The following is a 1,394-nucleotide window of genomic DNA, read 5'->3' on the forward strand; positions in this document are numbered from 1 at the left end:
AGCAACACAAAAAGAAAATATCCCAATAAATTGGATACATACAGATTCTAGCGGTAATTATTCAGAGAAAATTTCAAGAGAAAAAGCATTGGAGATGGTTAAGGCTTATGGTATAGCATATCCAGCTTCTTTGACTTCACATCACGTCATGGGAAATGCCATTGATATTACAATTACTTGGCAATCGTCTTTTACAATTAAAGATAAAACAGGAGAGATACACACCATTGATATTCCTAGAAATGGGGCAACAAATCCACAGTTAAGGGAAGTTGGCAAAACTTATGGAGTTAAAAGAACTTTAGAAAAAGACCCTCCACATTGGTCTTTAGAAGGAAATTAAATTGAGGAGAAGTTCATGATTTGTAAAAAAGTAGTGTATTTGTTTTTAACTTTGTTTCTTATAGTCTATAGTAGCGAAAATATGCAAGATGATAAAAATGCTAACCTACCAGATGATATAAAAAGCTTTATAGAATCTAGGGAAAAATTTATAAAATCCGAAAATGTGGATTCTATACAGACAATGAATGAACAAGAAAGAATACAATATAATCAAATGAAAAATTTAAAACGAAAAGAAATTGATAAAGAGTTTGTTGCTTTGCGTAGCAAATATAAAGAAAATGACTTAATATTAGATATTTTATCTCAATATGGTTGCTTACTAAATGATTGTAGTGCTACAAGCAAAGGTGATGATGGTTTTGTATTTTATAAAGGTGTAGATATTACTGAAGCTATCAATAATTCACTTATGGATAGAAACACTTTTACAAGTTATCCTTTTTTTAAAGAGATTCTTGAAACTTATCCAAATATTTTGGCAAAAAAAGAAAATTTTAGCCTAGATTTATCCCCTAGTGCTAAGTATAGAGATTATAAAAAAATAGATATTGTTTGGAGTAAAGATAAAACAAGTATTGATTTTATTCTTTATGATGAATATTTTAATCAAAATATATGCTCCCATACAGCAAGTTTTACAAGATTTAAGCAAGAAAAAGATGGAGTAAAAGCAAGCTATGGATATATTCAAATTCCTTATACGCAAGACAAAGAAGTTAATGACTTTATCAATAAAAGCTGTGAATGTATTCATATAGGTGGAGAAGAACCTTATGATGAGCAGCGTGCAAATGAACTTAGGGAAATGGCGCAAGGTTGCAATGATATTCCTACAATGCGTTCAATTTTGCAGACAAAATACAAAGGCGATATAAATCTTTCAAAGCTTCTACAAAGAGAGGCACAGAACTATAAAGAAGCATTTGATGAGTAATGCTTTGTTAAATATTTTTTTTACAAACTTTTGTTTTTGTATGTCTTTTATTGCTTATAATATTAAACTTTTTAAATCCTGCATTAAATCTCGCATAATTAATGAGATTAAA

2 protein-coding genes are annotated in these 1,394 nt (G+C 29.2%); both read left to right on the forward strand.

Going from position 1 to position 1,394, the window contains the following annotated elements; genetic code table 11:
- Positions 1–343, forward strand: a 343-nt coding sequence (locus LS81_RS10930) for a hypothetical protein (protein WP_201798955.1), incomplete at its 5' end; no start/stop codon positions are given.
- A gap of 15 nt (positions 344–358) precedes the next feature.
- The gene (locus tag LS81_RS10935) at positions 359–1,282 is read left to right on the forward strand and encodes a hypothetical protein (protein WP_034347872.1); all 924 of its coding nucleotides are present in this window, start codon (positions 359–361) and stop codon (positions 1,280–1,282) included.
- Positions 1,283–1,394: the final 112 nt, after the last annotated feature.

The organism is Helicobacter trogontum, from assembly GCF_000765905.2.
GTDB classification, from domain to species: Bacteria; Campylobacterota; Campylobacteria; order Campylobacterales; family Helicobacteraceae; genus Helicobacter_A; species Helicobacter_A trogontum.